General features: G+C 63.9%; 2 protein-coding genes and 2 pseudogenes. 2 read left to right on the forward strand and 2 right to left on the reverse strand.

The features are described 5' to 3' along the window. Positions 1-1,890 (reverse strand): plasma-membrane proton-efflux P-type ATPase (locus ACLP9N_RS22370; RefSeq protein WP_442409448.1); only part of this gene is annotated, 1,890 nt, incomplete at its 3' end. Positions 1,891-2,521: 631 nt separating this feature from the next. Here ACLP9N_RS22370 and ACLP9N_RS22375 point away from each other — a divergent pair. Together ACLP9N_RS22375 and ACLP9N_RS22380 are read left to right on the forward strand one after the other, a co-directional pair. After that, a complete protein-coding gene (locus ACLP9N_RS22375) occupies positions 2,522-3,361 on the forward strand; it encodes an SPFH domain-containing protein (protein ID WP_442409449.1) in 840 nt (279 codons plus the stop codon). Then, positions 3,351-3,608, forward strand: a pseudogene (locus ACLP9N_RS22380) (phosphopyruvate hydratase); the annotation flags it as partial. The gene ACLP9N_RS22375 and the pseudogene ACLP9N_RS22380, both read left to right, overlap by 11 nt. Before the next feature lie 141 nt (positions 3,609-3,749). Here the strand turns inward: ACLP9N_RS22380 and ACLP9N_RS22385 are convergent. Then, positions 3,750-4,208, reverse strand: a pseudogene (locus tag ACLP9N_RS22385) (long-chain fatty acid--CoA ligase); the annotation flags it as partial.

Consider the following 4,208-nt stretch of genomic DNA (forward strand, 5'->3'; position numbering starts at 1 on the left):
GCTGTTCATCCGCTGAAAGATCTTGCGGCTCTGTTTGATAGCCTCGATGATCACCGACAGGCCGGTGGTCAGCAGCACGATGTCGGCGGCCGCACGGGCGGCGTCGGTGGCTCCGGATACGGCGATGCCGCAGTCCGCTTTCTTCAGCGCGGGGGCGTCGTTGACCCCGTCGCCGGTCATTCCGACAATATGGCCGTGTTTCTGCAGCACGTCGATGATGTGGTATTTGTGCTCGGGGAATACTTGGGCGAAACCGTCGGCGGTCTCGATGGACTCGGCCACTGCCGCCGATTCGTTCTTCTTCGCATCGCCCAAGGCTGCGGCGTCGAGAATGTCGGTGCCCAAACCGATCTTGCCCGCGGTCTCCTTCGCGATGGCCAGCGCATCCCCGGTCACCATCTTGACGGTGACGCCCATCGCTGCTGCGGTGGCGATGGTCGCTGCGGCGTCGTCGCGGGGCGGGTCGAACAGGGGCAGCACACCGACGAACTGCCAGTCGCCGCCCCGGTCACGGCATGCTACACCCAGCGATCGGAAGCCGCGGGCGGCGAAATCGTTGACCGCCTTATCGGCGGCGGGTTTGATCTGCGCGGCGTTGGCGGCCAGCGCCAGGATGACCTGCGGGGCTCCCTTGGTGACCCGGAAGGCGGTTTCGTCGGCGCCGGTGACGGTGGCCTCGGTGCGTTTGTGCACCGGGTCGAAGGGTTTGAAGTGTGTGACGGTGTAAGCCTGTAAAACCTTTGTATCCTCGAGGCCGCCGAGCACCGCGCGGTCGATGGGGTCGTCGTTGTCCGCGCGAGAGGCCAACGCGCCGTCCAGGATGACCGTCGCGGGCGTGACGTTGTCGATGCTGAATGGGGTGCCCAACGTCAGCGAGTTCTGGGTCAGAGTGCCTGTCTTGTCCGCGCACAGCACGTCCACACCGGCCAGTTCCTCTATGGCGACCAGCCGGCTCACGATGGCCTGTTTCTTGGCGAGCAGCCGTGAGCCCACGGCCATCGTCACCGACAGCACGGTGGGCATCGCCACCGGGATCGCGGCGACGGTCAGCACCAGGGCGAACTGCAGCGTGGTCAGGATCGCGTTACCACGCAGCAGGGAGGCGACGACGATGACGGTGACCAGCGCGACCGCGAGGATGATCAGGTAATTGCCGATCTTGAGCACGGCGCGCTGGAAATGGCTGACGGTGTGCGCGTCCTGCACCAGCTCGGCCGTCTTGCCGAAGTAGGTGTGGCTGCCGGTGGCATAGACCAGGGCGCCGATCTCACCTTGCCTGATGATCGACCCGGAGAACACGGCCTCACCCGCTACCCGGGTGGCGGGTAGTGACTCTCCGGTGAGCGCGGACTGATCGACCTCGATCTCGTCGCCGTCGAGTAGCCGGGCGTCGGCGGGCACAATGTCACCCAGGCGCAGCCGGATCACGTCACCGGGCACCAGCTCTCGCGCGGGCGCGGTGACCGATTCGCCGTCACGTGTGACGCGGGCGTTGATCGCCAGCTTGGCTTTGAGGGCCTCAATGGCGTTGCCCGCCTGACGTTCCTCGGTATAGCCGACCACACCGTTGGCCACCAGCAGCAGCAGGATGATGAAGAAATCCGGCCAGTGCCCGACCGCGCCGGACAGCACGACGGCGATCTCGATCATCCACGGGATCGGGCCCCAAAAGTAGCTAAGGAACTTCAGCAGCGGGTTGGTCTTATGTTCGGCGATCTCGTTCGGCCCGTACTGCGCCAACCGCTTCGCCGCCTCGGCCTTGCTCAATCCGTCCGGCGAGTAGCCCAGCTCCTCTTCCAGCTCGGGCATGGGCGCCGATGTCAAGTCGTGGCCCGGTTCGGGTGTGCCCGCCGAGTGGGGCAGCGTGACATGCGGTGTGTCAGTGGTCATGGCGTCCGGTCCGTAAGCGTACGTCAGCGGTCGGTTCGCAGCAGAGGCGATCTGGGCGGTCATGCCTGAGCAGACACAAGACGCTATCGATCGGAAAATACTGTGCAGGAGCCGGTTTCGGTGTCCCCGGAGTGGGTGTAATGGTCATGGTGATCCCCAGGTGCGCGGTTGTCACCGGAACGTCCGTCACTAGCGACTGCTCAGTGAGGACAGCGGCGGACGGCTGACCTCGTCCCGGACTGGTTAAGCTTCCCAACGTCGTTGACGCTACACCCCGCGGGCGTGGACTGCCGCGGCTGGTTCTGTGATGTCCCGTGCTCAATGGACCTCGAAGTGAGCGCGGATCGAGCCTGCCCGGGCCCAACACGGCTAGTTAGTCCCACGGGTGTAGCCTGGGAAGTGCTGAGAATCTCAGCTGGTTCGGGATGAGTTCAGCTGTCCGCTGCAGAACTTGAGGAGCATTGGCTCCGAGGCCCTTACGCGCCGGTGATCGTCTGCACATCAGGATCACCATGACTACTCCACCAAGTTTCTCCACTCGATCGGCCCCTTACAACACCCGAACAACGACGGTCGCGCATGACTCGGTCGCGGGCACCCTTCAGCACGGTTCACCGACAAGTGCACGCCGATGAAAGCGCTGGGCTTCGTAGTCGTTGTTCTGGTCGTCCTGTCACTGCTGGTGCTGGCGATGGCGGTGCGGATCGTCAAACAATACGAGAACGGCGTGCTTTTTCGGCTGGGCCGGGTGATCGGAGAACGCCAACCCGGGTTGCGGCTCATCATTCCGTTCATCGATGTGCTGCACCGGATTTCGCTGCGGATCGTGACGATGCCGATCCAATCCCAGGGGATCATCACCCGCGACAACGTCAGTGTCGACGTCTCCGCGGTGGCCTACTTCAAGGTCGTCGACGCGGTGAAGTCGGTCGTGGCGATCGAGAACGTCTACTCCGCGATCGATCAGATCGCCCAGACGACGCTGCGCAAGGTCGTCGGCCAGCACAGTCTGGATGAGACGCTCTCGGAGACCGACAAGATCAACCTCGACATCCGCGCGATCCTCGACGTCACCACCATCGAATGGGGTGTGCAGGTCACCTTGGTGGAGCTGAAGGACATCCAACTGCCCGACAGCATGAAGCGGGCGATGGCCCGCCAAGCGGAGGCGGAGCGGGAGAAACGCGCGAAAATCATTGCCGCCGAGGGTGAATCGCTGGCCGCAGCCGCCCTGGGCGACGCCTCGGACACCATGATGGCCCACCCGCTGGCGTTGCAGTTACGCAATCTGCAGACCCTGGTCGAGCTCGGCGTCGACAAGAACACCACCGTCGTGTTCCCGGCACCGTTGATGTCGACCATCGCCGAACTCGGGACCTTCCTGGCCCGGGAAAGCGGCGCAGCAGCCCGGCCAGAGCCACAGCCACCAATTGCCATCCCGGCAGCGGTGGCCAACGGAAATCAAGGTTAATCAAGTCGGAACCGTGTCCGAAACACTTGAGGCGCTTCGGGTATGCCGGGCCTCCGGATACGCAGCGATGATCTCGCATCGGTCGGGCGAGACGGACGACACGTTCATCGCTGACCTGGCCGTAGGTTCGGGATGCGGCCAGATCAAGTCGGGTGCACCGGCGCGAGGGGAGCGCGTCGCGAAATACAACCGACTTCTCGAAATCGCGGCCTCGGCCCCGAAGCACCCGTTCGGGTTGACGCGCTGACGACAGCGAGGACGGACGACCCGCGACCGTGACAAGTCCCCGTTGGACCCGCCGTGAATCAGGACACGCTGACCGGCGGTGAGTCGGCCCGGCCGAACAGCGCGCCTTGCGCGGTGGGCACCTCGCGGGTCCAGGGCTCGATCAGGTGTACAAGGCATCGAGGACTTGCTTATTCTGTTCGGCCACTACGGAGCGTTTCACCTTCAGTGACGGTGTCAGTTCACCGCGTTCGATGGACAGATCGTGGTCGATCACCACCCACTTTGTGATGGTTTCCCATCGGTTGAGTCCGCCGTTGAGCTTGACCATGTACTCATCGATCATCTCCCCCACCGCCGGTGCGTTGACCAGCTCCGCGTAGGTCGCGCCGTCGAGTCCGTTCTCGGCTGCCCACCCCGACATCAGGTCGGCATCCAGGGCGATCAACGCCACACAGAAATTGCGGGCCTCCCCGAACACCAGGAACTGGCTCGCATAGGGACACATCGCCATGAACTTCGCCTCGATCGCCGGCGGGGCGATGTATTTGCCGCCGGAGGTCTTGAACATCTCCTTGATCCGGCCGGTGACGGTGAGGAACCCGTCGGCATCGATTGTGCC

This window comes from Mycobacterium sp. (assembly GCF_052144515.1).
GTDB lineage: Bacteria > Actinomycetota > Actinomycetes > Mycobacteriales > Mycobacteriaceae > Mycobacterium.